The organism is Shouchella rhizosphaerae (genome assembly GCF_900142675.1).
Taxonomy (GTDB): Bacteria; Bacillota; Bacilli; order Bacillales; family Bacillaceae_D; genus Shouchella; species Shouchella rhizosphaerae.
Window position 1 is genome coordinate 464,575 of the sequence record NZ_FRBS01000001.1, and the last position, 25,163, is coordinate 489,737.

Below are 25,163 nucleotides of genomic sequence, written 5' to 3' on the forward strand. Positions count from 1 at the left end.
CGTCGCTATAATCAATGGGTAAAAAGCTGTCTGCCGTCCAAATATGCCATTACATAAAAGCAGTTCCCCTCGCACGTCCATTTCGTTCGTCCTCAGTAAAACAATGTTTATTACCGACGTTTTAAATTGAATGATAAAGAAGGGTAAAAAATGGAGTCTACACAAACAGAAGAGTCAACGTTTAATAAAAAGCCGCTTGTGGCGGTTATGCTAGTAGGCGCATTTATCGCCATTTTAAATCAAACATTGCTGACAACTGCATTGCCACACTTAATGGTTGATTTGCAAATTAATGAAAACAAAGCTCAATGGGTGACGACGATTTTCATGCTTGTTAATGGCATTATGATTCCTATTAGCGCTTTTTTAATTGAGAAATTCAGAACCCGTTTCTTGTTTTTAACAGCAATGTCGCTTTTCGGCATCGGTACGCTCATTTGCGCTCTTGCTCCTTCCTTTGCTGTTCTTATGGGTGGCCGTGTCATTCAAGCAGCAGGAGCAGGCATTATGATGCCACTTATGCAAACGGTCTTTTTATTAATTTTCCCAGTTGAAAAACGCGGAGCAGCAATGGGGATGGTTGGACTTGTCATTTCCTTTGCCCCAGCTATTGGTCCAACATTGTCTGGCTGGCTAGTCGAAATGTTTCCATGGACGATCTTATTCTGGATTTTGATTCCTGTCGTTGTCGTTGATATCATTGCCGCCATTTTTGTCATCCGCAATGTGACAGAATTGCGTTCGCCAAAACTTGATCTTTTATCGATTATCCTATCAACGCTTGGATTTGGCGGTCTGTTATTCGGTTTTTCAAATGCTGGGCAAGCTAGTTGGACGAGTCCACTTGTATTTATTCCACTTGCAATCGGCATTTGTGCACTCGTGATGTTTATCAAGAGGCAGCTTTTGTTAGAACATCCTATACTGGAGTTCCGTGTCTTTAAATACCCGCTGTTTACATTGACGACTGGAATCGGCATGCTCGTTTTTGTCTCGCTTGTGGGCCCGGCAACGATTTTGCCACTCTTTATTCAAAATATGCAAGGCCATTCCGCCTTAGAAACAGGACTGACGATTCTCCCTGGTGCTGTTTTAATGGGGTTAATGTCGCCGATTACTGGCCGTATTTTTGATCGGATTGGGGCAAGGTCTTTGTCCATCATAGGCATCGCCCTACTTGTTGTCACATCACTTTTATATACGAATTTAAGCGAGTCAACAAGTCTAGTTTATTTAACAGTCGTTTATGCAGTTCGCATGCTCGGGCTTTCGTTAGTGATGATGCCGGTAACAACCGCAGGACTTAACGTACTGCCACGCGAGCTTATTCCACATGGAACAGCGATGAATAATACGATGCGGCAAGTAACTGGCTCAATCGGTACAGCTATTCTTGTAACGATTATGACGGCATCCGCATCGCTTCACACCAATGAAGCAATGATCCAAGGAGTCAACAACGCCTTTATCGTAGCGACCGTGTTAAGTTTTATCGGCTTACTACTATCTTTCTTCATTAAGAAGCCTGCGGCTGTTTAACGTTTAATGGGGTTGGTTCCCGGGTATGGTTCACTATACACGACAGCCATAGTTGAAAGGGAGAAAGGAGCCGGTAAGGGTGAAAAAGTATACAGTTGTTCCAAATAAGGACGCGACTACATGGTTATTAAAAATAGAAGACGTCGCTCCTTATGAAGAGTTTGACAAGCAATCAAAAGCAATTGAAGCAGGCATGAAGTTGGCTGAAGCCAACCGGCCAAGCCAGTTAATGATTTTTGATGAAAACCATGAACAACAGGGAATTCAAACATTTTAGTGTGCACACCAGATTGATGGAAAAGGGGGATCAGTCGAGGCGGTAGATCGACGCGTCGCCCCATGATTGAAAAGGAATTCTGAATTATACAGTTCCAATGGATGCCAAGGAATGGGAGAGGGCTTTGTAACAAGAGACAAGCCCTCTCTTTTTATTATGCGGTTTTCGAGAGCTTCCAAGCTGGAATAAGGGAATGGAAACGGAAAAGGGAGCTTGCTATCATATGGATGATGATATAAAAAGCCAGTGTCAACACATAGGTGAGCAACCACACCGGCCATGTGCTTCTTAAGAACAAAAATAGCAGCGTCATGCCGACGGGAAACGGAGTGACGATAATGAGCCACATCGGCGAACGGAGCTTTTCAACCACTGCTCCTAACACGACAACACTAGCTCCAATGAAAAGGGGATGCCAGATTGCTAGAGCTTGCTCCAAGAAGAAATCGCCAAGAAAGTAAGCAAAACTAGTAAGAAGAATGGCTGTGAGTAGACTGATTATGTAAGGCAACATGATCCCTCCTGAAGAGTTTCCTACGATTAGTTTAGTACAATCGTCGGGTTGCGTCACGAATTATGTAAATGAGCGTGATAAGCGAACGTATGTGTGTTATGATGGAGGAGCACTTGATGCAACCAATACATAAAGGAGTCAATGATGACAGGAAAAACCCATATGATTGGCGGCGTAGTAGCATGCCAAGCGATGGACACAATCGTTTTTGCAGGAGCCCATGGGTGGGCCTACTATGCAGCTGGGCTTGTCGGTGCCATCTTGCCTGATATATGCCACACCCATTCTAAAATCGGCAGAAGATTCCCGGTATTGTCGAAAACGATTGCGACTATTTTTGGCCATCGCACATTTACCCATAGTTTGCTGTTCCTGCTGCTAGCAAGCATTGTCTTGCGCTGGCTGTTTCCGGACAACGAGGCTGTGCAAACAGGCGTGTTAATAGGGATCGCTTCTCATTATTTGCTCGATGCTTTAACAGTACGGGGAATTCGTTTTTTTTACCCCGCCAACATCCGTGTCCGCATTGCTCGGATTCGTACTGGAAGCTGGCTTGAGACCGTTGTGCTTGCTGCCTTAACAATCGCAATGGGATGGTTTTACTGGGGGTTTGTTTAATCGCCTGTGCATAAATGATTTATTCTCCTCTCATACTAGGAAGATCGACTAGTTGAGAGGGGTTTTTCACGTGAACAAGAAATGGCTAACCGTTGTTCTGTTTCTTGGCGTTAGTTCACTTCTTTTTGGCGGAAGATTTAGCGATGCCCTTTCTTATCAAGCGATTGAAAGGGATGGCCCAGCGCTTGTGCAAACGACTGCCCTTACACAGATCGAACGTGAAAAAATTCAATTTCAAGGGCCAAATGACGAAAAAAGGCTCGCGTTAACATTTGACGATGGCCCTGATCCCGTTTACACAGAACGTCTACTTGATTTATTAAAGGAAGAAAATATCAAAGCCACTTTTTTTGTACTAGGTTATAAAGCAAAGCAACATCCGTCGCTCTTAAAACGAATGGTGGCAGAAGGGCATAGCATCGGCAATCACAGCTTTACCCATCAAGAGTTGACCAAGCTTGAACAAAGCGAGGTGCTAGACGAAGTGGAACAGACACAAGCGGTCATTGAAGAAGCAACTGGCGTCACTACCCATTTGGTGAGGGCCCCCTATGGGAGCGTGAATGACATGGTTGTCAAAACACTCACAAGAAAAAGTTACCACCTAATTGGTTGGAGCATTGATTCCTTAGATTGGCAATACCAACTGCCATTTTCGATTGCGATGAATGTAGTCGACGATGCCCATTCTGGTGGAATCATCCTTCATCATGACGGCACGGCTACAAGCTACCAACTGTTTGATGATCTGCCGGCAGAAATTGAATGGTTGAAAGAAAAAGGCTATACATTTGTAACGGTCCCCGAGCTGTTGCATTTGCCCGAAGCAAGTTAAGCCAATGGCTTGACTTGCTTTTTTGTTCCTTTTCAAGATGGTTCGGCAAAAACGGGAACGGAGTCAGCGTTTTAAATATTGTTTGGGCAAATGTATAACCTTTCCAGTAAATGGAGACACTAGCAAATAGTTTTTTTATGATGACGGCCTAGTGGAGGGAAAAACATGAAAAGAAAATGGAACGTATCGATGCTCCTGTTTGTTTTGTTGTTTGCATACGCTGGTGAAGCAGCCTTTGCAAAAGAAAAGGAACTGCCTCAGTTAGCTGAAAATGCCGCGTCCGCGATATTAATCGAACGGGATACAGGCGAAGTATTGTTTGAAAAAGACAGCGACAACATGCTTCCCCCGGCTAGCATGACGAAAATCATGACCATGCTGCTTATTATGGAAGCAATTGAAGAAGGCACGATTAAGTATGAGGATATGGTGACCGTTAGCGAGAACGCTGCTTCCATGGGCGGATCGCAAGTCTTTTTAGAACCTGGGGAAGAAATGAGTGTGGATGACTTATTGAAAGCCATTGCCATTGCTTCTGGGAATGATGCAGCGGTAGCGATGGCTGAACATATTGGCGGCACAGAACAAGAGTTTGTAAAAATGATGAATGCAAAAGCGGCAGAGCTTGGTTTGGAAAATACACAGTTTCAAAATCCGAATGGCTTGCCTGAAGCGGACCATTACTCTTCTGCACATGATTTAGCTGTTATGGCGAAAGAGTTGCTTAAATATGAAAACATCACTTCGTATACAGGGATATACGAAGATTATTTACGAAAAGGTACCGATAAGGAGTTTTGGCTCGTAAACACGAATAAGCTCGTCAAGTTTTACCCTGGAGTCGACGGCTTGAAAACTGGGTTTACACAAGAGGCAAAGTATGGGTTGACAGCCACAGCAGAGAAGAACGGGATGCGTGTTATTGCCGTCGTTATGGGGGCGAAAACGCCGAAAGAGCGCAATGCTACAATAACGAACATGCTTGACTATTCATATAGCCACTATTCAACGGAGCGGTTGCATGAGCGAGGAGACCTTATTGGGGAAGTCCCGGTTATAAAAGGCAAGGATAGGCATGTACAAGCCATCACGCCTGAGCCCGTTTCATTGTTGTTGAAAAAAGGCACGAAGCTTGAGGAAATTGAGACGAAAATCGAGCTATTTGAAAACGTGGAAGCACCTGTCACAAAAGGGGATGCAGTTGGCCAGCTAATTATTGTAAGAGATGGCGAAACACTTTCAAGAACAGACCTTGTGGCAGCTGAAGATGTAGAAAACGCTTCGTGGTGGACGCTGTTTAAACGGATGTTGTCATCATTTGCTGGAAAATAGCTAATCACAAAGGAAAAGCAAACTTTGCCACTAGTTTTGTCATGTACAAGGAATCTGTCATTTTGCAGGCGAATGAATTACTAGCAAAACGACGGAGGTGCAGTTTGTGAACTTGAAAATCGGATTGGAGCAAAAGGAGCATGTGTTGTTGGTTCGGCTTGAAGGGGAATTGGACCATCATTCTGCCAAAGAATTGCGCAGCCAAATAGAAGCACGGCTAGAAAACATCCAGCATATTGTGTTGAATTTGGCTGAGCTGTCTTTTATGGACAGTTCGGGGCTTGGCGTTATACTGGGCAGGTATAAGCAAATTAAGGCAAATGGCGGCGAAATGGTCGTATGCGCGATTTCGCCAACGATTGAGCGGTTGTTTGAGATGTCGGGCCTTTTTAAAATTATCCGGTTGGAAGAAAGCGAACGATTCGCATTGCAAAAATTGGGGGTGGCATAAAGTGGCCAATAAAATGAATTTAGCGTTTTCGGCTTTAAGTGAAAATGAATCTTTTGCCCGAGTGACAGTCAGTGCCTTTATTGCCCAACTCGATCCGACGATGGAGGAATTGACGGAAATCAAGACGATTGTCTCAGAGGCGGTCACCAATGCGATTATCCATGGCTACGAAAATGATCCAAATGGGCAAGTTTATATTACAGCTGAACTGAAGGATCGTGAACTCGAACTCATTATCCGCGACGAAGGGGTAGGCATATCAGACTTGGATGAAGCAAGACAGCCGCTTTATACCTCGAAACCGGAACTAGAGCGCTCTGGAATGGGCTTCACGATTATGGAAAATTTTTGCCAAGAGTTGAAAGTAATCTCCGAACCAATGATTGGGACAACCGTTTACGTGAAAAAACAGCTGACCACGACGAAAGCAATGTGCAGATAAGGGGTCTTGCTTATGAGTGCAGAGGTGAAAAACGGCGGCAAAAAAAAGCCACTATCCGATAAACAAGTGAAAGAGCTGATTGCAAAAAGCCAGGAAGGCGACACAGAAGCACGGGATTCGATCGTCAACCATAACACACGTCTCGTCTGGTCAGTCGTCCAACGTTTTTTGAATCGCGGTTATGAGGCAGACGACCTTTTTCAAATTGGCTGCATTGGTTTGATTAAGTCTGTCGACAAATTTGACCTTTCCTATGATGTGAAATTCTCCACGTATGCTGTGCCAATGATTATTGGGGAAATCCAACGTTTTTTGCGGGATGATGGTACGGTGAAAGTAAGCCGGTCCATTAAAGAATTAAGCAATAAAATTCGCAAAGCAAAAGACGAGCTGACGAAAACGCTGCGCCGGGCGCCGACCATTAATGAGATTGCCGAACATTTAGGCGTGACGCCTGAGGAAATTGTATTTGCTGGAGATGCCAACCGGAGCTTGTCTTCAATCCATGAAACGGTCTATGAAAATGATGGCGACCCGATTACACTGCTAGATCAAATTGCCGACCACTCACAAGTCAAGTGGTTTGACAAGATTGCTTTAAAAGAAGCCATTTGCGACCTTGGCGAAAGGGAGCGGCTGATAGTATACTTGCGTTATTATAAGGATCAAACACAATCAGAAGTGGCTGAACGCCTAGGCATTTCGCAAGTGCAAGTTTCTCGGCTAGAGAAAAAAATATTGGAACAAATGAAAGAAACAATGTCAGACGCCACTTAAAAAAGCAAGCTCAGAAGTTTAGGAGCTTGCTTTCTTTTTTGTCTAGGGGCCTATGTAGAGGAATGTGTAAGTATGGTACAGACAATCCAGGTGGCAAGCTTTGAACAGTAAGAAAAAGGCTGGAGGAAAAATGTTTGAGGAAGACCCACCTGAGGAAGCAGAGCGAAGATGTTACCGCAAGTATACCGTTGACTAAAATCATTGTCAACACTAAATGTTTCGAATAGTTTATTTTATATACTGTCATATCACATGCTGTCAAATCGTGAAAGCATGTGGCTTTTTTTGTTTCTACGCATGAATAGGTTGATTCGATACATACTAACAGGAGAGCGAATGAAGGAGCCATCCATTGTGAATGCGAATAAACAAGAAGAGTACAAAGAGAATATTGTCTTGTATAAACCGAAAAGCCGCTATCTAAAACATGGGTCTCTGGCTTTTTTTTCAGGTGGGCTCATTTGTGTAATCGGTCAACTAATTTTCCGAGGGTATCATGCTTTGTTCCAATTATCCGATGAAACGGCAACGAGCTATATGCTTATCACGTTGATTGCCATTGCCGTTTTAGCAACAGGCATGGGCTTTTATCGCAAAGGGGCACAACTGTTCGGCGCAGGACTACTTGTCCCGATTACAGGGTTCGCCAATGCCATGGCTGCTACAGCCCTTGAACATCGGACAGAAGGGTTATTAACGGGCGTAGGCTCCAATTTATTTCGGCTTATTGGCCCGGTGCTTGTTTTCGGCATCAGTACTGCCTACCTCGTCAGTTTTTCCAGACTGTTGATCCGCATGATTTTACACTAGAAAAGAGGGAAACTATGGGCCTTTCACATCGGACAATGACATTCTCAAATCCAGTGTATATCCAATCGAGCGGCACGGCAGTCGGCCCAAAAGAAGGAGCAGGGCCGCTGGCTGGCTCTTTTGATTACCGATACACGGATATTTATTGTGATGAAAAAAGTTGGGAAATGGCAGAACGTGCATTGATGAAACAAGCGATTAAACAATGTTTAACCAAAAACCATTTATCGATAGACTCTGTTGATTTGTTTGTTGCCGGAGATTTAAGCAACCAGACGACTGCTTCTAGTTTTGTCGCCCGTGATTTGCAATTGCCATACATCGGTACATATTCAGCATGCGCCACCTCTGTTGAAACGCTAATCATTAGCGGCGTATGGGTGTCTAGCGGGTTAGCTGATTTGGTGCTCGCAGCGGCAAGCAGCCATTACGGCGCCTGTGAAAAGCAATTCCGCTATCCGACTGAATTTGCAGTCCAAAAACCAGAAACGGCTCAGACAACTGTAACTGGAGCAGGCGCTGTTCTACTGGGGAAGAAGCGCACGGAAATTCAATTAACGGAAGCAACGATTGGCCGTGTCCAAGACCTGGGCATCACTGATCCGATGAGTTTAGGGGCAGCGATGGCACCAGCTGCAGCAGAGGTGACAATCGGTCATTTGCACAAAACGAATCAGCAAGTAAGTGACTTTGATTTAATTGTGACAGGTGATTTAGCGATATCTGGAAGTGAAATTTACCGTAAACTATTGCGAGAGCAAGGCATTTATATAACCGGGCGCTATGAGGATTGTGGTGTTATGATGTACCACTCTGAGCAACAAGTACTAGCCGGGGGGAGTGGCGCAGGTTGTTCCGCATCTGTTGTATATGGGCATATTTACCATCGCCTTCTCGCTGGGGAACTAAAACGTGTCCTTGTCGTTGCCACTGGGGCCCTTTTAAGCTCGATGACCGTTTTGCAAAAGCAATCGATCCCAGCAATTGCCCATGCAATTGTCCTGGAAAGGAGGAGTTAGCAAATGGAGTTTTTATGGGCGTTTTTAGTCGGTGGAGCCATTTGTTTAATCGGTCAGGTTTTGCTTGACGCCGCAAAGCTGACCCCTGTTCAAATGCTCGTCGTGATGGCAATAGTAGGAATCGTCCTTGACGGCTTTCATTTGTACGAGCATTTGGTTGAGCTTGCTGGAGCAGGCGCTACCGTGCCTTTAACCGGGTTTGGTTATTCACTTGTTCATGGGGCGATGGAAGAAGGGGCAAAGGGTTTGTTTAAGATTACAGACGGAGTGTTTGAAATTGCCTCAACCACGATTGTGTTTTCGATCTTGTTTAGCGTGGCAGCGGCCTTGTTTTTCAAGCCTAGGGGTTCGACAGGATGAAGAGGAAAGTTATTTTTGTGACAGACGGCGATTTAGCAGCTAAAAAAGTCCTTGAGTTCCTCTCGGCAGAGCTTGGTTGCCGATGCATTAGCGCTTCATCTGGCAATCCTTCGACGTTAGCGGGCGAACAGCTTGCTACGTTGATCTTGTCTGCCCCCGACGTACCAATTTTAGTGATGTTTGATGATTGTGGCTGGCGTGATAATGGCCCGGGAGAAGAAGCGATGCGCTATCTTGCGAGCCACGACCAGATCGATATCATCGGGGCAGTAGCGGTTGCTTCAAAAACACATGCAAAAGAGTGGGCCCATGTCGATGTGTCTGTTGACCGAACAGGTGAATTGACTGGGTACGGGGTCGATAAAGAAGGGGTGCCTGACCTGGAAATCGGGCGTATTTATGGCGATACCGTTTCTATTCTTGATGAACTGCAAATTCCTTATATAGTCGGCATCGGCGATATTGGCAAGATGGCACGCTTTGATGATGTCAAACGCGGAGCGCCTGTGACGAGGCAAGCGCTAGAAATGATTTTAGAAAGGAGTGGATACCGTGAAGTCCCCGAGGAAACCGATGAACTTTAGCCATGACTTTTCTGAGAATGAAGCGATATTAAAGCAACGGCTCGGCCTTGATCAATCCTTTGATGTTGGCGTTCGCAAGCTAAATATTTTTAATAGAGAAGTCGGCATTTATTATTTGACAGGTCTTGTCGACAATTTATATATCATTGAAATTTTACGCGAGCTCATGGAAGTTGAAGGCAGGTTACGCCGCGTCGAACAACCGTTTGTCACGATTAAAAATCATTTGGCCCATATCCAAGTGGAAGAAACGGAGTCAATGGACCACGCCATTACGCAAGTGCTCTCAGGGTTAATCTTCGTCATTGTTGACGGCGAGGCAAAAGCACTTGTGGCCGATGTCCGTTCCTATCCAGGAAGGGGCCCCGAAGAGCCGGATACAGAGCGTGTTGTCCGCGGTGCACGGGATGGCTATACGGAAAATATTATCTTTAACACGGGGTTGACCAGGCGCCGCATTCGGGACGAGCGGCTTCGGCAAGAAATCATGCAAGTTGGCGTCCGCTCCAAAACCGATATTTGCCTTTGTTATATAGATGGAATTGTCGACCCAGGCTTTATTAAAATCATTAAAAAAGAATTAAAAGCGATCAACATCGACGGCTTGACAATGGCAGACAAAGTCGTCGAGGAATACATTGTCAAACAAGGGCTTAACCCTTTTCCTTTAGTGCGTTATACTGAACGGCCTGATGTAGCCGCTACCCATATTTTAGAAGGGCATGTCGTCATCATTGTCGACACATCGCCGTCTGTGGTCATAACGCCGGCGACGATTTTTCACCACGTTCAGCATGCGGAAGAATACAGGCAGGCTCCAGCAGTGGGGACGTTCCTGCGCTGGATGCGTCTAATCGGCATTTTGTTTTCCCTTTTAATTGTGCCGTTTTGGTTGCTTCTCGCCATCAATCAAGAAATGGTGCCCCCCGCTCTTGATTTTATCGGCGTCAATGAAAATAAAAACATTCCAATTGCACTGCAAGTTATTTTTGCCGAAGCTGGCATTGAATTGTTGCGGATGGCCGCTATCCATACGCCTTCGCCATTAGCGACTGCACTAGGGCTAGTCGCCGCTTTGCTGATTGGCGAAATCGCGATTGAAGTTGGTTATTTTACGTCAGAAGTGATTCTCTATGTTTCGCTTGGTGCAATCGGCATGTTTGCCACCCCAAGCTATGAGCTCGGTGTAGCGCTTCGGATAGCACGCTACGGCTTAATTTTATCAGTCATCTTTTTGGACGGAATGGGCTTCGTCGTCGCAATGACACTGCTGTTTTTCTCACTTGTGCGCCTTGCCCCTTTGCAGCGCCCTTACTTATGGCCATTTTTGCCGTTTGACCCGCCGGCATTATACCAAGTATTGTGCAGGGCTTCTGTGCCAACACTCAGGTGGAGGCCAAGCATTGTCCATCCACAAGACAAAATTAGGCAAACGCCAACAAGCGAGTAGCCAAACGAACATGGATTTGATACACTAATGGAAAAACGCGAAAAAGCAGCTTAGCCTTTTTGGCCGAAGTTGCTTTTTTTAAAGGGATACAAGGGAGTGGAGCCATGTATTTACACGGGACAATGACGATTAACGAAGCTGGCCATTTGGAAATTGGCGGCGTCGATACAGTGGATTTAGCAAAAAAATACGATACGCCCTTGTTTGTTTATGACACAGCCCTCATAAAAGAACGAGCCCGCGCTTTTAAACAAGCATTTGAGGCAGAAGGGGTTTCCTATCAAGTGGCCTATGCGAGCAAGGCTTTTAGCTGCATTGCCATGTACCAACTAGCCGCCTCGCTTGACTTAAGCATTGACGTTGTTTCAGGTGGCGAGCTGTATACTGCCCTAAAAGCAGGCGTCGAGCCAGGAAAGATCCATTTCCACGGCAACAACAAAAGCCATGGAGAATTAGAAATGGCCATTAAAGCAGGAATCGGCTGTATCGTCGCGGACAATTTTTACGAGCTAGAATTGCTTGAGGAACTCGCCGCAAACATGGAGCAAACAGTTTCAGTTTTGCTCCGTTTAACTCCAGGGGTTGAAGCCCATACCCATGAATTTATCGCAACAGGGCAAGAAGACTCAAAGTTCGGATTTGACATTGCTAGCGGACAGGCGGACAAGGCCGCGCAGATTGCTGAACGCAGCAAATTCATTGATTTGCTTGGCGTCCATAGCCATATCGGTTCGCAAATTTTTGAAACAGAAGGTTTTGTGCTTGCAATTGAAAAAGTCTTTAACCAGCTTCAAGCTTGGCAAGAAGAATTCGATTTTGTCCCGCGTGTGCTCAATTTCGGAGGTGGCTTCGGCATTCGTTACGTAGAGGGAGACAAGCCGCTAGAGCCTGAAACGTACATTCGAGAAATTGTAAAGGAAACAAAAAAACATGCTGACCGTTTAGGGTTAGCGATCCCAGAAATTTGGATTGAGCCTGGGCGTTCCCTTGTCGGAGATGCAGCTACAACGCTGTATACAATTGGGTCAACGAAAGATATTCCCAATGTCCGGCGCTATCTATCTGTAGATGGGGGAATGAGCGATAACTTGCGCCCAGCTTTGTACGATGCGAAATACGAAGGGTTGCTTGCCAACCGCGCCCATGACAAAGCAGAAGAAACATTTTCTGTAGCCGGAAAATGTTGTGAAAGCGGCGATATGCTTGTTTGGGATATGCCTCTGCCAGAGGTGCAGCATGGCGACGTCCTGGCGATGTTCTGTACTGGTGCGTATGGATACTCAATGGCAAATAATTACAACCGTATTCCGCGCCCGGCTGTAGTGTTTGCAGAAGACGGGGCAGATCAACTAGTGATTCAACGGGAGAGTTATGAGGATTTAACCAAGCTCGATCTTGCTTATCAAGCGAACGTAAAAGAAACGAGTGACGTTTGAGAATTACTGGAGATTTGTGTACAATGGAACAAGCGCTTGCCGCTACTTCATAGTTGAGAGTGAGGGTTTTTGGATGAAAAAAGGAAGCATTGAATTTGAAAACGGTGAAAAGATTGTCATCGAATTTTATGAGGACGCCGCGCCTGGTACGGTAGAAAATTTCGAAACACTGGCCAATAAAGGGTTTTATAATGGTCTTACATTCCACCGTGTCATCCCTGGATTTGTGGCCCAAGGGGGAGACCCGAATGGAAATGGAACAGGTGGTCCAGGCTATACGATAAAATGCGAGACAGAAGGCAACCCACATAAACACGTCCCAGGCGCGCTTTCAATGGCACACGCCGGCCGAGACACAGGTGGCAGCCAATTCTTTATCGTCCATGAGCCTCAACCCCATCTTGATGGTGTCCACACAGTGTTCGGGCAAGTTGTTGAAGGACTAGACAGTGTGTACCGCATTAAACAAGGCGATGTGATGCTAGAAGTGAAAGTTTGGGAAGAATAAGTGTACAGCAGAAAGCCCTGTCGTGATGACAGGGCTTTACTTCACGCCACGACCGTTCTATTTCTAATTAGACGTTGTTTTAAGAGGAGATGGCGGCAGCGCCTCTTGTAAAAACATTAAAAACGCACTTACTTGTGGAAGGGAACGGTGGCTTTCTGGGCAATGAAGCCAAGTGCTACGCATCGTTTCCTTGCCGTTTACGTCCAATGGCATACGTATATAGTCGTTTCCGTTCAAGTCGCGGACAGCAACCTCTGGAAGAATGGCAGCGCCAATGCCGTTTGCCATTAATTGTTTGCATGTTTCAATTTGGTCAACGGTGATCGTTTGTAAGGGCGAGTGGGCAGCCTCCGCATACAGCCATTCTTCAATGAGCGATTGAAAGGCATCGTCGCTTTGAAAAGAAATGAACACAGTTGGTTTTTCGGTATCGGCGCGGCGGACATAGTAAAGCCGTTCAGAAAATAGCAGCGTAAGCCCTTCTTTATCATCGACATCGCCGCGGATAATCGAAAGATGCGTATGATGCCTGTTTTGATAAATAGCAGAACTAAGGCCGGTGTGCAAATCAATTTTGACATCGGGATAAGCGTTTACATAGGCACGCAATGGCTTTGGCAATACGTATTGGGCAATGACAGATGAGATCCCTAGTGAAAGCGTACCGCGTACGGTTCCTGTCAACTTGCTAAGACGATCTTGTAGTTGTTTTTCCTCCTGAACACGGCGTTTGGCAAAGGCAATCACTTCTTCCCCGACTGGCGTTGGAATCAGTGATTTATGGGTGCGGATAAACAGCGGCTCCCCAAAGCGTTGTTCAATTTGCTTAAGCCGCTGGCTGAGAGCGGGCTGGGATATGTATAACTTGCGGGAAGCACCACGAATGGTCCCTTCATCGCTTAGCGTTGCAATCAATAAGTCCTCTTCGAGTCGCATCCAACCATCTCTTTTCCAAGCAATGGGTATCATTGCTTTTTTCATTAGTTTACAAAAACAGGCGTTTTGCAGCAACAATGGAAGTGTGGAATGCCATGAATGCAATAATAAGGGGATTGGATAAATCGAAAAACAGGAGCGAGGTGGCGGTCGCGCTACGGCGATTGGTACAAAAGTTGTTTATCTATAGTATTTGAAGAAATATTAGGAATATCACCGGCTTTGGAATAGAAGCCCGTTTCTTTGAACTTGGTAAAGATGCTATTAAAGCAATTAAGGCAGTTTCGAAGTTATGGAGAAAATTAATTATTGAAATCATAAGAATAGAAGGGACGGAGCAGAGAATTTTACTAGACGAAACTAAGTATGTGAATGGTTATATATTGGTAGCGCGGAACATTATACGAAAACTTCTATCACAGATATATTAATGAAAACAAACTCCTATTGGAGGGATCATTGTGTTAAATATAAAAAAGCTTTTACTTAAAAGATTGCCGTGGATCTCACTTGGAGTTATAGCTTATATACTGACAAAATACGCGCAGAACCATCAGGATTGGGCGGAAAAATACAGTAAGTCTGTATATCCGTTATTGTCAAAAACAGTAGGATTTGTACCTTCTTGGGTCAAATTTTCTGTTAGTGAATGGCTCGTAGTGTTGGTAGTGTTCCTTTTGCTATTTTATATAGTTTATTATGTGCGCAAGGTTATCATGAGTAAAGGTGTACGTAGGATGGTAGTTTATCGTGGTACTTTAGGAATAGTTACGATCTGTAGCGTGATATATTTTTGTTATACTATTTTGGGTGGAATAAACTATCACAGATATTCTTTTTTGTCTTATACCGAATATAATAAAGAAGAAAACTACAGCAAGGAGGAACTGGTCAAATTGAGTAAGTCGCTTGCCGTTGAAATGGAATTGGCAAGGGAAAAGTTAGCGGATACTGATCTTTTGGTTCAAGTACCAGAGGTTTTTGATTACTATGCACAACAAGCAGTGTTCTCGATGCAAATGTTATCAAAGAAATATCCCATTTTGGAGCATTCTTTATATTCAACACCAAAACCAGTTGTGATGTCAAAACTAATGTCGCATGCAGGGATACATGGTATTTTTGTCCCTTTTACTTTTGAATCCAATATCAATGTTAATGTGCCAGTTTTCTTGGCGCCTGCTACTATGGCACATGAATTGGCACATCAGAGTGGTTTCATGCATGAGGATGAGGCAAATTTTATAGCCTATCTAGCATGTAAGCAGCAGGACGATCCAATGATGCTTTATAGTGGTTTTTTTCTAGCATTTGATTATTCTATATCTGAGCTAAAAAAGGTTGATCCAGATAAGGCGTCTGATATAATGTCCAGTCTGTCCAAGGCGGTGCAGCATGATATAGAACAAAATGAGCAATACCGGGATAAGTATGAGGGTGTTATTTCAAGTATTTCAAGAAATGTAAATGACTTATATCTGAAGGCGAATAATCAGTCAGACGGTTTGAATAGCTATAGTGATATGGTAAATTTATTGCTGGCAGAGCAGCGAGGGATAGAGAAGTATAATTAAATAAAGTATGGATATTATTAGGAGTGAGTGAAATAAACAAAATAAGAGTATTCCCCATTCCTTTGCTGGAGCATCGGTAAAATCAGAAACCCTATGAAAACCGTGGGCGCTTCACCGTCTGGACATCCATCAAGCAGAGAAGAGATCCGAAAACGAGAGACCTTCGGTCATTGGGAACTGGATACGGTCATATCGGGTCATGGGAAAAGCAAAGGCTGCCTGGCGACCTTTATCGAACGAAAAACCCGTTGGTATTGCGCTATCCCCATGCCCGACCGAACGGCCGTCTCTATGGAGGGCTGGAAATCTCTTTGCCTAAAAACGCCATTCAAACAGCCACCGTAGACCGCAGAAAAGAGTTTGCCTGTGTTATACCCCCGATTTTGCCCGTCATGCCGACTGATAAGAAGTATCTTAACCTCCTCATCTCAAAAGATGAAATTAGTGTAAACGACTACAATTTTCTTTTGTATAAAGATTCTAAACAGGAAATATAAGGATATGAAACTGGGATCGACCGCTGTGCCTATCTTTTTCAGAGCAGTTAATCGGACCCGCCTAAACATACATCTTACGATACTCCTTGGATGTTAATCCCTTCCTTTTTTGAAACAGGTGTGCATACTTCCTAATAGAAAAAGAGAAACGCGTGCCATGAGCGAACAACAATCTTTGTGGGTAGAAGGTTGTTTCCAGAATCGCAGCAAAAAGTAAATGATTATTGCCGAGTGAATTTAGAGTATGTTACATTTAAGTAGACGGATGAACACATCGAAGTCGTAGACGGCAGTTGGAGGTGAGTTTCGTCGAATTATGTAAGCGCTTTATTTAATTAGACTTATCGTTTTACTCGGAAAAAGAAAAAGGAGGGATCGCATGCAAGTTGAACAAACGTATCATCCAGGATTGGACGGAGTGATTGCGGCAGAAACCGATTTATCTTTTCTCGACACGGAACAAGGACAAATCATCATCCACGGTTACGACTTGATTCAATTATCAAAAACAAATGGCTATTTGGATATTGTCCACTTATTGTTAAAGGGTGAATTGCCGTCGGAACAAGAACGGCTAGCATTAGCAGAACGTTTAAGCGGTTCGTATGACTTGCCTGAAGCTGTTTTGGACGTTTTAAAACGGCTACCTGCATCGACACACCCAATGGATGCACTGCGGACAGGCGTTTCTGTGCTAGGGGGTTTTGATACACGGCTAGATGACCGCAGTGAAGAGGCAAACCGTGAACGAGCCTATGAATTACTGGCCAAGCTGCCGGCGGTTGTTGCTAACAGCTACCGCATCCTTGAGAAGAAACAAGTGTTAACGCCAAAAGATTCTCTTTCCTATAGCGCCAATTTCTTATACATGATTACAGGAAATGTGCCAAGTGAATTAGAAGAGCGTGTGTTCGACCAATCGCTGTTGCTCTATTCTGAGCATGAAATGCCTAACTCCACTTTTGCAGCGCGAGTCATTGCCTCCACGCTTTCAGATATGTACGGCGCCTTAACGGGGGCAGTCGCTTCTTTGAAAGGGCATTTGCACGGCGGCGCCAATGAAGCAGTTATGTATATGCTCCTTGATGCAAACTCACCTGAAGAGTTTGAAACGCTTCTATCGAATAAGTTAAAGAAAAAAGAGAAAATAATGGGATTTGGCCACCGAGTGTATATGAAAAAAATCGACCCTCGGGCTCTTATTATGAAAGAAGCGCTTGCTGAACTTTCACAAGCTGCTGGAGATGACAGACTCCTGCAAATGTGCGAGGCGGGAGAGGCTCTTATGGCTAAAGAGAAGGGGCTTTATCCTAATTTAGACTATTATGCTGCCCCGGTATACTGGATGTTAGGCATCCCAATCAGCTTGTATACCCCGATTTTCTTTTCGTCCCGGACAGCCGGGCTAAGTGCCCACGTAATCGAGCAACATCGAAACAACAAGCTATTTAGGCCTCGGGTTAAGTATACAGGGCCACGTTATACATCTGTACAGAAATGAAGGGACAACGGAGGTTTTTTGCATGGACTTGAAAACGGATACAAGAAAAACAGACTTGCTTTTAGAGGAAATTGCTGAGTATGTGCTAAAAAAGGACATTACAAGCGAGGAGGCGCTGGAAACCGCGGCGCACGTCCTTGTTGATACGATTGGCTGCGGCATTCTGGCCCTCCGCTATCCGGAATGCGTGAAAATGCTCGGCCCGGTTGTGCCGGGGACGATTGTTCCAAATGGGGTTAAAGTTCCTGGCACATCCCATGTTTTAGACCCGATTCGGGGCGCTTTTAATATTGGTACGATGATACGGTGGCTTGATTACAACGATACGTGGCTTGCTGCTGAGTGGGGGCACCCATCGGATAACCTTGGCGGCATTTTAGCGACGGCCGACTATATAAGCAGAAAAAACATAGCAGAAGGCAAAGCGCCTCTAACGATCCATGATGTGTTAATCGCGATGGTAAAAGCCCATGAAATCCAAGGCGTGCTTGCATTAGAAAACAGCTTTAACCGAGTTGGCCTCGACCATGTGCTCCTCGTTAAAGTAGCGACTACCGCTGTGGTTGCCGGGATGCTTGGTGGTACAAAAGAAGAAGTCGTAAACGCCGTTTCCCATGCCTGGATTGACAATTCCTCGTTGCGCACATACCGCCACGCTCCGAACACAGGCTCGCGGAAATCATGGGCGGCTGGCGACGCGACAAGCCGAGGCGTCTTTTTGGCAATGACAGCTTTAACAGGCGAGATGGGCTATAAAACGGCGCTGTCTGCTCCTGGATGGGGTTTCCAAGACGTGCTTTTTAATAAGAAGGAAGTCGTGCTCGCCCGTAAGCTGGACTCATATGTCATGGAAAATGTGTTATTTAAAGTGTCTTATCCAGCTGAATTCCACGCGCAAACGGCAGCTGAAGCGGCAGTCACGTTACATGAGTCAGTCCGTGACCGTCTGGATGAGATCGACCGTATTGAAATCCATACCCATGAATCGGCGATCCGCATCATTGACAAAAAAGGGCCGCTGTACAATCCTGCTGATCGGGATCATTGTTTGCAATACATTACAGCAATTGGCCTGTTAAAGGGTGCAATTGTCGCAGATGACTATGAAGATGAGATGGCCCAAGATCCCCGTGTGGACCAACTTCGCGATTTGATGGTGGTTACGGAAAACAAACAGTTTTCAATAGACTACTTAGATCCAGAAAAACGGTCGATTGCCAATGCTGTGCAAGTCTTTTTTAAGGACGGTACGAAAACGGACCAAGTAACAATCGAATATCCACTTGGCCATCGTTTCCGCCGCGAAGAAGCTGTTCCTGCTATTCAGGAGAAATTCGCAGCAAATATCGCTAGCCATTATCCGCAAAAACAAGAAAAAGCAATCCTTGAGGCTTGTACAAACAAAGACTTAGGCAACATGTCAGTACCAGCTTTTACAGACTTGCTTGCCTTATAGAAAGAGAGGAGGGATTGCAATGCCTTGGATTGTAGACGAACCGCGCTCACAACAAGAACTAGCAACGTCTTTTTACAAACAGATGACGGAAAAGGGAATCTTACAAATTCCAGGTGCACATGATGCTATGGCTGGCTTAATCGCAAAACAAACGGGCTTTACTAGCCTTTATTTGTCAGGAGCTGCTTATACGGCGAGTTTAGGATTGCCTGATCTTGGAATTGTCTATTCAAACGAAGTGGCTGTCCGAGCCCGGGAAATAGTCCGGGCTACAAACCTGCCGCTTTTAGTCGATATCGATACTGGATTTGGCGGTGTGATGAACGTTGCTCGAACAGGGGTGGAAATGGTTGAAGCTGGGGTTGCGGCTGTACAGATGGAAGACCAAGACTTGCCGAAAAAATGTGGCCATTTGAACGGAAAAAAACTGATTCAGGCTGAAGAGATGGCGCAAAAAATTGCTGCTTTGAAAAAAGCGGCTCCGTCGCTTGTCATCATTGCCCGGACCGATGCAAGGGGCGTGGAAGGGCTTCAGTCAGCAATTGACCGCGCCAAGCTTTATCTCGATGCCGGCGCTGATGGCATTTTCCCAGAAGCGTTGCAAGGTGAAGAAGAGTTCCGTGCCTTTGCCGAAGCAGTCGAAGCGCCTTTGCTTGCGAATATGACGGAGTTTGGCAAAACGCCTTATTACAAAGCAGAGGAATTTGAACAGATGGGGTTTGCGATGGTCATTTATCCCGTCACATCGCTTCGCGTAGCGGCCAAAGCATATGAACGTGTGTTTACTGATATTATGGAGAATGGTACGCAAAAAGCGAGTTTGGCTGACATGCAAAAGCGCAGCGAATTATACGAAACCATTTCATATGATGAATTTGAAGCGTTGGATGCGTCTGTCGCCAAAACGATTTTAACAAGCGACCAGTAATACGTTGCAAAGTCATACGGGTTGGTAGAAAACGCTTGTCTGTTAAATACAAATAACACGGGTGTGCTTACAGAAATGATCGTTTCAAAGTATATGAACGAATCGATGCGAGCGTTTGTCTATAAATGTGAGAGCCTGCTTGGCAGGCTCTTGAGCTTATGCTAAAGTCGACAAAATCACCAGAGGGGGAGATGTCGTGAAAGTCGGGTTCATCGGTTTAGGCAATATGGGCATGCCAATGTCGAAAAATTTGCTTGAGTCTGGATATGAAGTAGTTGGTTATGACATCAATGAAACTTCGCTTTTAGCGTTTGAACAGGCTGGGGGAAAGCGGGCCCGTGATTTGGCAGACATCGTGCTGGCAAGCGAGCTCATCTTTACAAGCCTCCCTTCTTCGGAAGCGGTTGAAAATGTGTATTTAGGAGAGAAGGGTGTATTCGCTTCTGCCCCTTCAAGCATTCTATTTGTCGACACGAGCACAGTCGCCCCAGAGCTTGTAATGCGGATTGGGCAAGCGGCAGAAGAAAAAGGGTTATCGTTTTTGGCTGCTCCTGTTAGTGGCGGTGTCGTTGGAGCGGAAAACCGTACCTTGACGTTCATGGTGGGCGGTCCAAAAAAACTGCTTGAGTCAGTATCCGATCATTTAATGACACTAGGAAGCCATGTCTTTCATATTAGTGAAAGTTATGACAGCGGCATCAATGCAAAGTTGATTAATAATTTGTTGATTGGCTTTTATACGGCCGGTGTCGCAGAAGCATTGGCACTTGCCAAAAAGAGCGACTTAAACTTGGATTTTTTGTTTAATGTCCTAAATGTTAGTTATGGCCAGAGCCGCATTTATGAGCGAAACTACAAGTCGTTTATGGCAACAGGCAATTATGAACCTGGATTCGCTTTAAAGTTGCTTAATAAAGATTTGCGTTTTGCGATGGATCTTGCAAAAGAGCGTGGCGTGAAATTGCCGATTAGTGAAGCTTTAGTTGAACTGTATGCCGACGCTGAGCGAGCAGGACTTGGAGAAAAGGACATGGCCGTGCTGTTTGAACGGATTGGGGAACAGACAATTTCCTTTAAAGCGGAAGGAGTGGCTAAACGATGACAACTACGAAAGTGAAAACGGTGAAAAACTGGATTGACGGCGCTTGGGTCGAAGCATCTACGGCTGATACGGAAGTCGTACCAAACCCGGCGACGGGAGAAGCTATTGCTTACGTGCCGCTTTCAGGCGAACGTGATGTGGAGCAGGCGGTGGCGAGCGCAAAGCGTGCCTATGAAACATGGAAAACAGTTCCTGTTCCCGAGCGTACTCGGTACATGTTTGCGTATTTGGAGCAACTAAAGAAAAATAGGGAGCAATTGGCGCAGCTGATTACGCTAGAAAACGGCAAGACGATCAAAGATGCTAGAGGGGAAGTCCAACGTGGCATTGAGTGTGTGGAGCTAGCTACGTCGACACCGACAATGATGATGGGCGACGCTCTTCCCGATATTGCCAGCGGGATTGACGGTTCGATTTGGCGCTATCCTTTAGGGGTTGTTGCTGGCATTACGCCGTTTAATTTTCCAATGATGGTCCCGTTATGGATGTTTCCACTTGCGATTGCAGCAGGGAATACATTTGTTCTTAAAACCTCTGAACGGACACCGCTTTTAGCTGAACAACTTGTCTCGCTTATGCATGAAGTCGGTTTGCCTAGAGGTGTGTTGAATTTAGTGAATGGCGGCAAAGCAGTGGTTAATGGCTTGTTAAACCACCCTGACGTTGAAGCGATTTCGTTTGTCGGCTCTGAGCCAGTGGCTCGCTATGTATATGAAACAGGTACAGCAAATGGCAAACGAGTTCAGGCCCTTGCAGGCGCAAAAAACCACGCTGTCGTTTTAGCTGATTGTGAACTAGATAAGACGGTCCAAGGGGTCATCGGCGCCGCCTTTGCATCGAGTGGCGAACGGTGTATGGCTTGTTCCGTGGTCGCCGTCGTTGAAGAAGTAGCGGATGCCTTTATTGAAAAACTAACGGCAGAGACGAAGAAATTGACAGTCGGCAACGGCAAAAACGATGAACATTTTGTCGGCCCGCTCATTCGCCAAAGCCATAAAGACAAAGTTGTTAAATACATTGAACAAGGAGTAGAGCAAGGGGCAGAACTGTTGGTTGACGGACGCAACGCAACGAGTGAGGAAGCGGGCTATTACCTTGGCGCAACTTTGTTCGACCACGTGACACCAGAGATGACGATCTGGCAAGAAGAATTGTTTGCCCCAGTGCTCAGCATTGTCCGTGTGCGAGATTTAGAAGAGGCAATTGCTTTAACGAACCGATCTCGCTTTGCGAACGGGGCCGTTATTTACACATCAAGCGGCAAGGCGGCACAACACTTTCGAAATGCAATCGATGCCGGGATGGTTGGCATCAATGTGAATGTGCCTGCTCCAATGGCATTCTTTTCATTTGCCGGTAATAAAGCATCGTTTTTTGGCGATCTTGGCACGAATGGACGTGACGGCATCCAATTTTATACAAGGAAAAAAGTCGTTACCGAACGCTGGTTCAATTAATAAAGGGAACGTTGTTATCGCTTAAAAACCAGTGTCTACTTTTAGAGCCACCCGCAAAAGGCAGGTGGCTCAGACTGTAGGCAAATCGTTCGTTGCTTCTCAAATGTGTTGGAACAGCCTGTGCCAAGTTAAAAAACATAGCTAACTGTACGGCATCAGAGAAGCATTTTCTATCAGTCTGAGTGATGGAAGCGACTTCACAGTTCACGGAAAAAGGAAAGCGCTAATTCATCAGGTACCTCTTCGATTGTTTTATATTGATAATTGGGCATGCGCGTTTTATCGATTAATACAGACCGAACGCCTTCATAAAAATCATCGGAACGTAAAAAGCGCAAAGCGAGACGCTTATCGGTTTCATACGTTTCTTCAAGAGTAGACGTCTTTGATTGTTTTAAGTGGGCAAGTGTCACTTTTAATGATAAAGGCGATTTGCTGCGCAATATGGTGGCGCAATCTTGGGCAAATGGATCCCCTTTTGCTTCTTCAAGTGAAGCGATAATCGCTTCAACCGTTTTATGGGAAAAATGTTGGTCGATTTTCGGTTGCAGCATCGCCAATTCGCTTTTTGGCGGTTCTGCAATGAACGACTGTAAAAAAAGGTGCAGTGCTTGATTCAGATCTTGTTCGCTATTGGTCCAGTCGGTGTTTAGCAATTGACTGCGAAGAGGTTCCATCGTTTCTTTTTTCGTGTAATAGTCGGCGCACCCTAGGAAAATCGCATCTTCTCCAGTTAGCATTGCAGCAGTCAACGCTGCATAGCGCCCTGTGTACCCAGGAGCAAGGCTTAGAAAATAACAGGCCCCTACATCGGGAAAGAAGCTAATGTTCATTTCAGGCATAGACCACTTCGTTGTATCTGTGACAATGCGGTGACTTGCACCGTAACTAAGGCCAACGCCTCCGCCCATCACAATGCCGTCAAGAAGGGCGACAATCGGTTTCGGATAGGTGGCAACGAGCAGATCAAGTTCGTATTCATGGGCAAAAAAATGTTTGGCTTCCTCCAGGCCGTTTTTGCTGTCCCGGGCGCTATAAAGCGCTTTAATATCTCCGCCAGCACAAAAAGCTTTGCTCCCCGCCCCTTCAAGAAGAACGAGCGCAACCTCATCATCCTGTTTCCATTGTTGCAATTGTGCCAACATGCCACTCACCATGTCATAAGACAGTGAATTCAACGCTTTTTCACGGGCAAGTGTGATGACTCCTACCCCAGTATCTGATTTTTCAAATCGCATATTGGTCGACATTGCTTCACCTCATCATTAAAAAGTAATCGCTTCTTTTTCTATTTTGACGCATTTTTAGCGGAAATGCAAAACATTTCAACTTGCATTGTGGTGTCTTTTTCGTTATAATAACTATTTATATAAGGCTAGGCTACTTTTTTCTGCCTGCGGGAGTTGATGCCTCCCGTCTATTACTACTTACGCCGCCCCCTTTCAGGCGCAGGGAAAAGACTTTTTGTACATGCAATTCAAACTGGCGCGGCCTCGGAGCCGCAAGGACGATCGAGAGGAAGGGCTTTCGTTGTCTTGTGAGCAAAAAATTCCATAGAGTCTAGCTTTTTGTCTCTTCTAACGGAACAAGAAGATAGAATACAGAAGCTTATAAGCAGGCAAAGCACGGAGAATGGCGTTGATGACCAAGTGCTTTGCTTTTTTGCGTTGTTCGAACTTTATTTAATACGAGCTCTAATGTCAACGACAAGATCAATCGATCAGCAGGTCGACGTTATGAACGTTAAGCAAGGAAGCAAAGTCCTTGCTTTTTTTATTTTCCAATGATAATCTTGGTTTACTTGATGAACCAATTACAAGTGAAATAATACTCAACTTCGGGGCAGGGTGTAAATCCCGACCGGCGGTGATAAGGCAATCGCCTTTTAGTCCGTGACCCGCATAAGCATTACTCGTGCGTGCGGTGGATCTGGTGCAAATCCAGAGCCGACAGTAATAGTCTGGATGGGAGAAGTTCGAGCGCAAACGTTTAAAAAAACGGTTATGTTTGCTTTATTTGTTGTGCGCAAAAACGTATGAAACCATACGTTTCTTTCCTGTACCCTGAAGGCGTGTTCTTCAGGGTTTTTTCTATTTAAAAGGGGGCATGACTATGTTTACAGGTATCATCGAAGAAATGGGCAAAGTTGCTTCTGTGTCAAAAAAAGGCAAAGCGATGACATTGGCTGTTAATTGCAAAACCGTTTTGGCGGACGCCGCAATTGGCGACAGCATCGCTGTGAATGGAGTTTGTTTAACGGTTACGGCAATATCTGAAAGCCAATTTCAAGCGGACGTGATGCCAGAGACATACGAAGCGACAACGATTAAACAGCTTGTTCCAGGGCAATTTGTTAATTTGGAACGGGCGATGGCTGTCGGCAGCCGCTTTGGTGGGCATATCATTTCTGGCCATGTCGATGGCGTTGGCACGATTCAAAAAAGACAACCAGTTGAGAATGCTGTGCTATTCGAAGTGGAAGCAGACCGAGAACTTGTTCGCTATATCGTTCAAAAAGGGTCGATTGCTGTTGATGGAACAAGTTTGACGGTGTTTGCCGTTACTGATACAAGCTTTACGATTTCAATTATTCCGCACACGCTTGAGATGACGATTATGGGCACAAAGAAACCTGGTGACCATGTTAATTTGGAATGCGACATTATCGGCAAATACGTTGAGAAACTTCTTGCCCCGAAAGAAAGTGCCGTTCGTACGCCTTTGTCGCAGCTTCTTAAAGAAAATAGCTATATGTAAAGG

25 protein-coding genes, 1 pseudogene and 1 riboswitch are annotated in these 25,163 nt (G+C 45.2%); of the genes and pseudogenes, 23 read left to right on the forward strand and 3 right to left on the reverse strand.

The features are described from left to right. Positions 1 to 150: 150 nt before the first annotated feature. Together BUC05_RS02425 and BUC05_RS02430 are read left to right on the forward strand one after the other, a co-directional pair. The gene (locus tag BUC05_RS02425; RefSeq protein WP_011246630.1) at positions 151 to 1,539 is read left to right on the forward strand and encodes an MDR family MFS transporter; all 1,389 of its coding nucleotides are present in this window, start codon (positions 151 to 153) and stop codon (positions 1,537 to 1,539) included. Between the two features lie 79 nt (positions 1,540 to 1,618). Further along, positions 1,619 to 1,816: a DUF2188 domain-containing protein gene (locus BUC05_RS02430; RefSeq protein WP_035204066.1), complete on the forward strand. Its 198-nt coding sequence runs from the start codon at positions 1,619 to 1,621 to the stop codon at positions 1,814 to 1,816. 154 nt (positions 1,817 to 1,970) lie between these two features. Here BUC05_RS02430 and BUC05_RS02435 read toward each other — a convergent pair whose 3' ends face one another. Beyond that, on the reverse strand, positions 1,971 to 2,330 hold the full coding sequence (locus tag BUC05_RS02435) for a hypothetical protein (RefSeq protein ID WP_011246632.1): 360 nt from the start codon (positions 2,328 to 2,330) through the stop codon (positions 1,971 to 1,973). 144 nt (positions 2,331 to 2,474) lie between these two features. Here BUC05_RS02435 and BUC05_RS02440 point away from each other — a divergent pair, with 144 nt between their 5' ends. From BUC05_RS02440 to BUC05_RS02500, 13 genes are all read left to right on the forward strand, one after another. Beyond that, positions 2,475 to 2,948, forward strand: a complete 474-nt coding sequence (locus BUC05_RS02440) for a metal-dependent hydrolase (protein WP_035204069.1) — start codon at positions 2,475 to 2,477, stop codon at positions 2,946 to 2,948. Between the two features lie 70 nt (positions 2,949 to 3,018). Then, on the forward strand, positions 3,019 to 3,783 hold the full coding sequence (locus tag BUC05_RS02445; protein WP_050748968.1) for a polysaccharide deacetylase family protein: 765 nt from the start codon (positions 3,019 to 3,021) through the stop codon (positions 3,781 to 3,783). 165 nt (positions 3,784 to 3,948) lie between these two features. Beyond that, positions 3,949 to 5,115, forward strand: coding sequence for a D-alanyl-D-alanine carboxypeptidase family protein (locus BUC05_RS02450; RefSeq protein WP_011246635.1), 1,167 nt, complete (start codon positions 3,949 to 3,951; stop codon positions 5,113 to 5,115). A gap of 106 nt (positions 5,116 to 5,221) precedes the next feature. Next, positions 5,222 to 5,566, forward strand: coding sequence for an anti-sigma F factor antagonist (spoIIAA, locus tag BUC05_RS02455; protein ID WP_011246636.1), 345 nt, complete (start codon positions 5,222 to 5,224; stop codon positions 5,564 to 5,566). 1 nt (position 5,567) lies between these two features. Continuing rightward, on the forward strand, positions 5,568 to 6,008 hold the full coding sequence (gene spoIIAB, locus BUC05_RS02460; protein ID WP_011246637.1) for an anti-sigma F factor: 441 nt from the start codon (positions 5,568 to 5,570) through the stop codon (positions 6,006 to 6,008). A 12-nt stretch (positions 6,009 to 6,020) separates the two neighbouring features. Continuing rightward, the gene (gene sigF / locus BUC05_RS02465) at positions 6,021 to 6,785 is read left to right on the forward strand and encodes an RNA polymerase sporulation sigma factor SigF (protein ID WP_011246638.1); all 765 of its coding nucleotides are present in this window, start codon (positions 6,021 to 6,023) and stop codon (positions 6,783 to 6,785) included. A gap of 336 nt (positions 6,786 to 7,121) precedes the next feature. Then, positions 7,122 to 7,595, forward strand: coding sequence for a stage V sporulation protein AC (gene spoVAC, locus BUC05_RS02470; protein ID WP_011246639.1), 474 nt, complete (start codon positions 7,122 to 7,124; stop codon positions 7,593 to 7,595). Positions 7,596 to 7,609: 14 nt separating this feature from the next. Further along, on the forward strand, positions 7,610 to 8,614 hold the full coding sequence (gene spoVAD, locus BUC05_RS02475) for a stage V sporulation protein AD (RefSeq protein WP_011246640.1): 1,005 nt from the start codon (positions 7,610 to 7,612) through the stop codon (positions 8,612 to 8,614). A 3-nt stretch (positions 8,615 to 8,617) separates the two neighbouring features. Continuing rightward, positions 8,618 to 8,974 (forward strand): stage V sporulation protein AE, encoded by a 357-nt coding sequence (gene spoVAE, locus BUC05_RS02480; RefSeq protein ID WP_011246641.1) that lies wholly within the window; start codon positions 8,618 to 8,620, stop codon positions 8,972 to 8,974. Further along, the gene (locus BUC05_RS02485) at positions 8,971 to 9,558 is read left to right on the forward strand and encodes a stage V sporulation protein SpoVABEA (protein ID WP_011246642.1); all 588 of its coding nucleotides are present in this window, start codon (positions 8,971 to 8,973) and stop codon (positions 9,556 to 9,558) included. Before spoVAE ends, BUC05_RS02485 begins: the two co-directional genes overlap by 4 nt. Further along, entirely contained in the window at positions 9,548 to 11,008 is a 1,461-nt protein-coding gene (locus BUC05_RS02490) for a spore germination protein (protein WP_035204073.1), read from the forward strand. The genes BUC05_RS02485 and BUC05_RS02490 overlap by 11 nt, the downstream gene beginning before the upstream one ends. A gap of 104 nt (positions 11,009 to 11,112) precedes the next feature. Then, positions 11,113 to 12,444 carry a diaminopimelate decarboxylase gene (gene lysA / locus BUC05_RS02495; RefSeq protein ID WP_011246644.1) on the forward strand — a complete coding sequence of 444 codons (1,332 nt, stop codon included), beginning with the start codon at positions 11,113 to 11,115 and terminating at the stop codon, positions 12,442 to 12,444. A gap of 73 nt (positions 12,445 to 12,517) precedes the next feature. Next, complete coding sequence (locus BUC05_RS02500) at positions 12,518 to 12,952, forward strand: peptidylprolyl isomerase (RefSeq protein ID WP_011246645.1); 435 nt, start codon at positions 12,518 to 12,520, stop codon at positions 12,950 to 12,952. A 63-nt stretch (positions 12,953 to 13,015) separates the two neighbouring features. Here BUC05_RS02500 and BUC05_RS02505 read toward each other — a convergent pair whose 3' ends face one another. Continuing rightward, a complete protein-coding gene (locus tag BUC05_RS02505) occupies positions 13,016 to 13,888 on the reverse strand; it encodes a LysR family transcriptional regulator (protein ID WP_011246646.1) in 873 nt (290 codons plus the stop codon). 461 nt (positions 13,889 to 14,349) lie between these two features. On the opposite strand from BUC05_RS02505, the gene BUC05_RS02510 reads away from it, so the two are divergent. From BUC05_RS02510 to BUC05_RS02540, 7 genes and pseudogenes are all read left to right on the forward strand, one after another. Then, positions 14,350 to 15,462, forward strand: coding sequence for a DUF3810 domain-containing protein (locus BUC05_RS02510; RefSeq protein WP_011246647.1), 1,113 nt, complete (start codon positions 14,350 to 14,352; stop codon positions 15,460 to 15,462). An 83-nt stretch (positions 15,463 to 15,545) separates the two neighbouring features. Beyond that, positions 15,546 to 15,830: pseudogene (locus BUC05_RS21675) on the forward strand (IS30 family transposase); the annotation flags it as partial. Positions 15,831 to 16,338: 508 nt separating this feature from the next. Beyond that, positions 16,339 to 17,460, forward strand: a complete 1,122-nt coding sequence (gene mmgD / locus BUC05_RS02520; protein WP_011246648.1) for a citrate synthase — start codon at positions 16,339 to 16,341, stop codon at positions 17,458 to 17,460. Between the two features lie 22 nt (positions 17,461 to 17,482). After that, positions 17,483 to 18,916: a bifunctional 2-methylcitrate dehydratase/aconitate hydratase gene (locus BUC05_RS02525; protein WP_035204078.1), complete on the forward strand. Its 1,434-nt coding sequence runs from the start codon at positions 17,483 to 17,485 to the stop codon at positions 18,914 to 18,916. Positions 18,917 to 18,935: 19 nt separating this feature from the next. Next, positions 18,936 to 19,844: a methylisocitrate lyase gene (gene prpB, locus BUC05_RS02530; RefSeq protein ID WP_011246650.1), complete on the forward strand. Its 909-nt coding sequence runs from the start codon at positions 18,936 to 18,938 to the stop codon at positions 19,842 to 19,844. 196 nt (positions 19,845 to 20,040) lie between these two features. Continuing rightward, positions 20,041 to 20,946, forward strand: a complete 906-nt coding sequence (locus BUC05_RS02535) for an NAD(P)-dependent oxidoreductase (protein ID WP_011246651.1) — start codon at positions 20,041 to 20,043, stop codon at positions 20,944 to 20,946. After that, positions 20,943 to 22,403, forward strand: a complete 1,461-nt coding sequence (locus BUC05_RS02540; RefSeq protein WP_011246652.1) for a CoA-acylating methylmalonate-semialdehyde dehydrogenase — start codon at positions 20,943 to 20,945, stop codon at positions 22,401 to 22,403. The genes BUC05_RS02535 and BUC05_RS02540 overlap by 4 nt, the downstream gene beginning before the upstream one ends. Before the next feature lie 197 nt (positions 22,404 to 22,600). Here the strand turns inward: BUC05_RS02540 and BUC05_RS02545 are convergent, their stop codons facing one another. Further along, positions 22,601 to 23,653, reverse strand: a complete 1,053-nt coding sequence (locus BUC05_RS02545) for an enoyl-CoA hydratase/isomerase family protein (RefSeq protein ID WP_050748969.1) — start codon at positions 23,651 to 23,653, stop codon at positions 22,601 to 22,603. Positions 23,654 to 24,232: 579 nt separating this feature from the next. Continuing rightward, positions 24,233 to 24,383, forward strand: a riboswitch (FMN riboswitch). 132 nt (positions 24,384 to 24,515) lie between these two features. Between BUC05_RS02545 and ribE the strand changes: the two genes are divergently transcribed. Beyond that, on the forward strand, positions 24,516 to 25,160 hold the full coding sequence (gene ribE / locus BUC05_RS02555; protein ID WP_011246654.1) for a riboflavin synthase: 645 nt from the start codon (positions 24,516 to 24,518) through the stop codon (positions 25,158 to 25,160). Positions 25,161 to 25,163 lie beyond the last annotated feature (3 nt).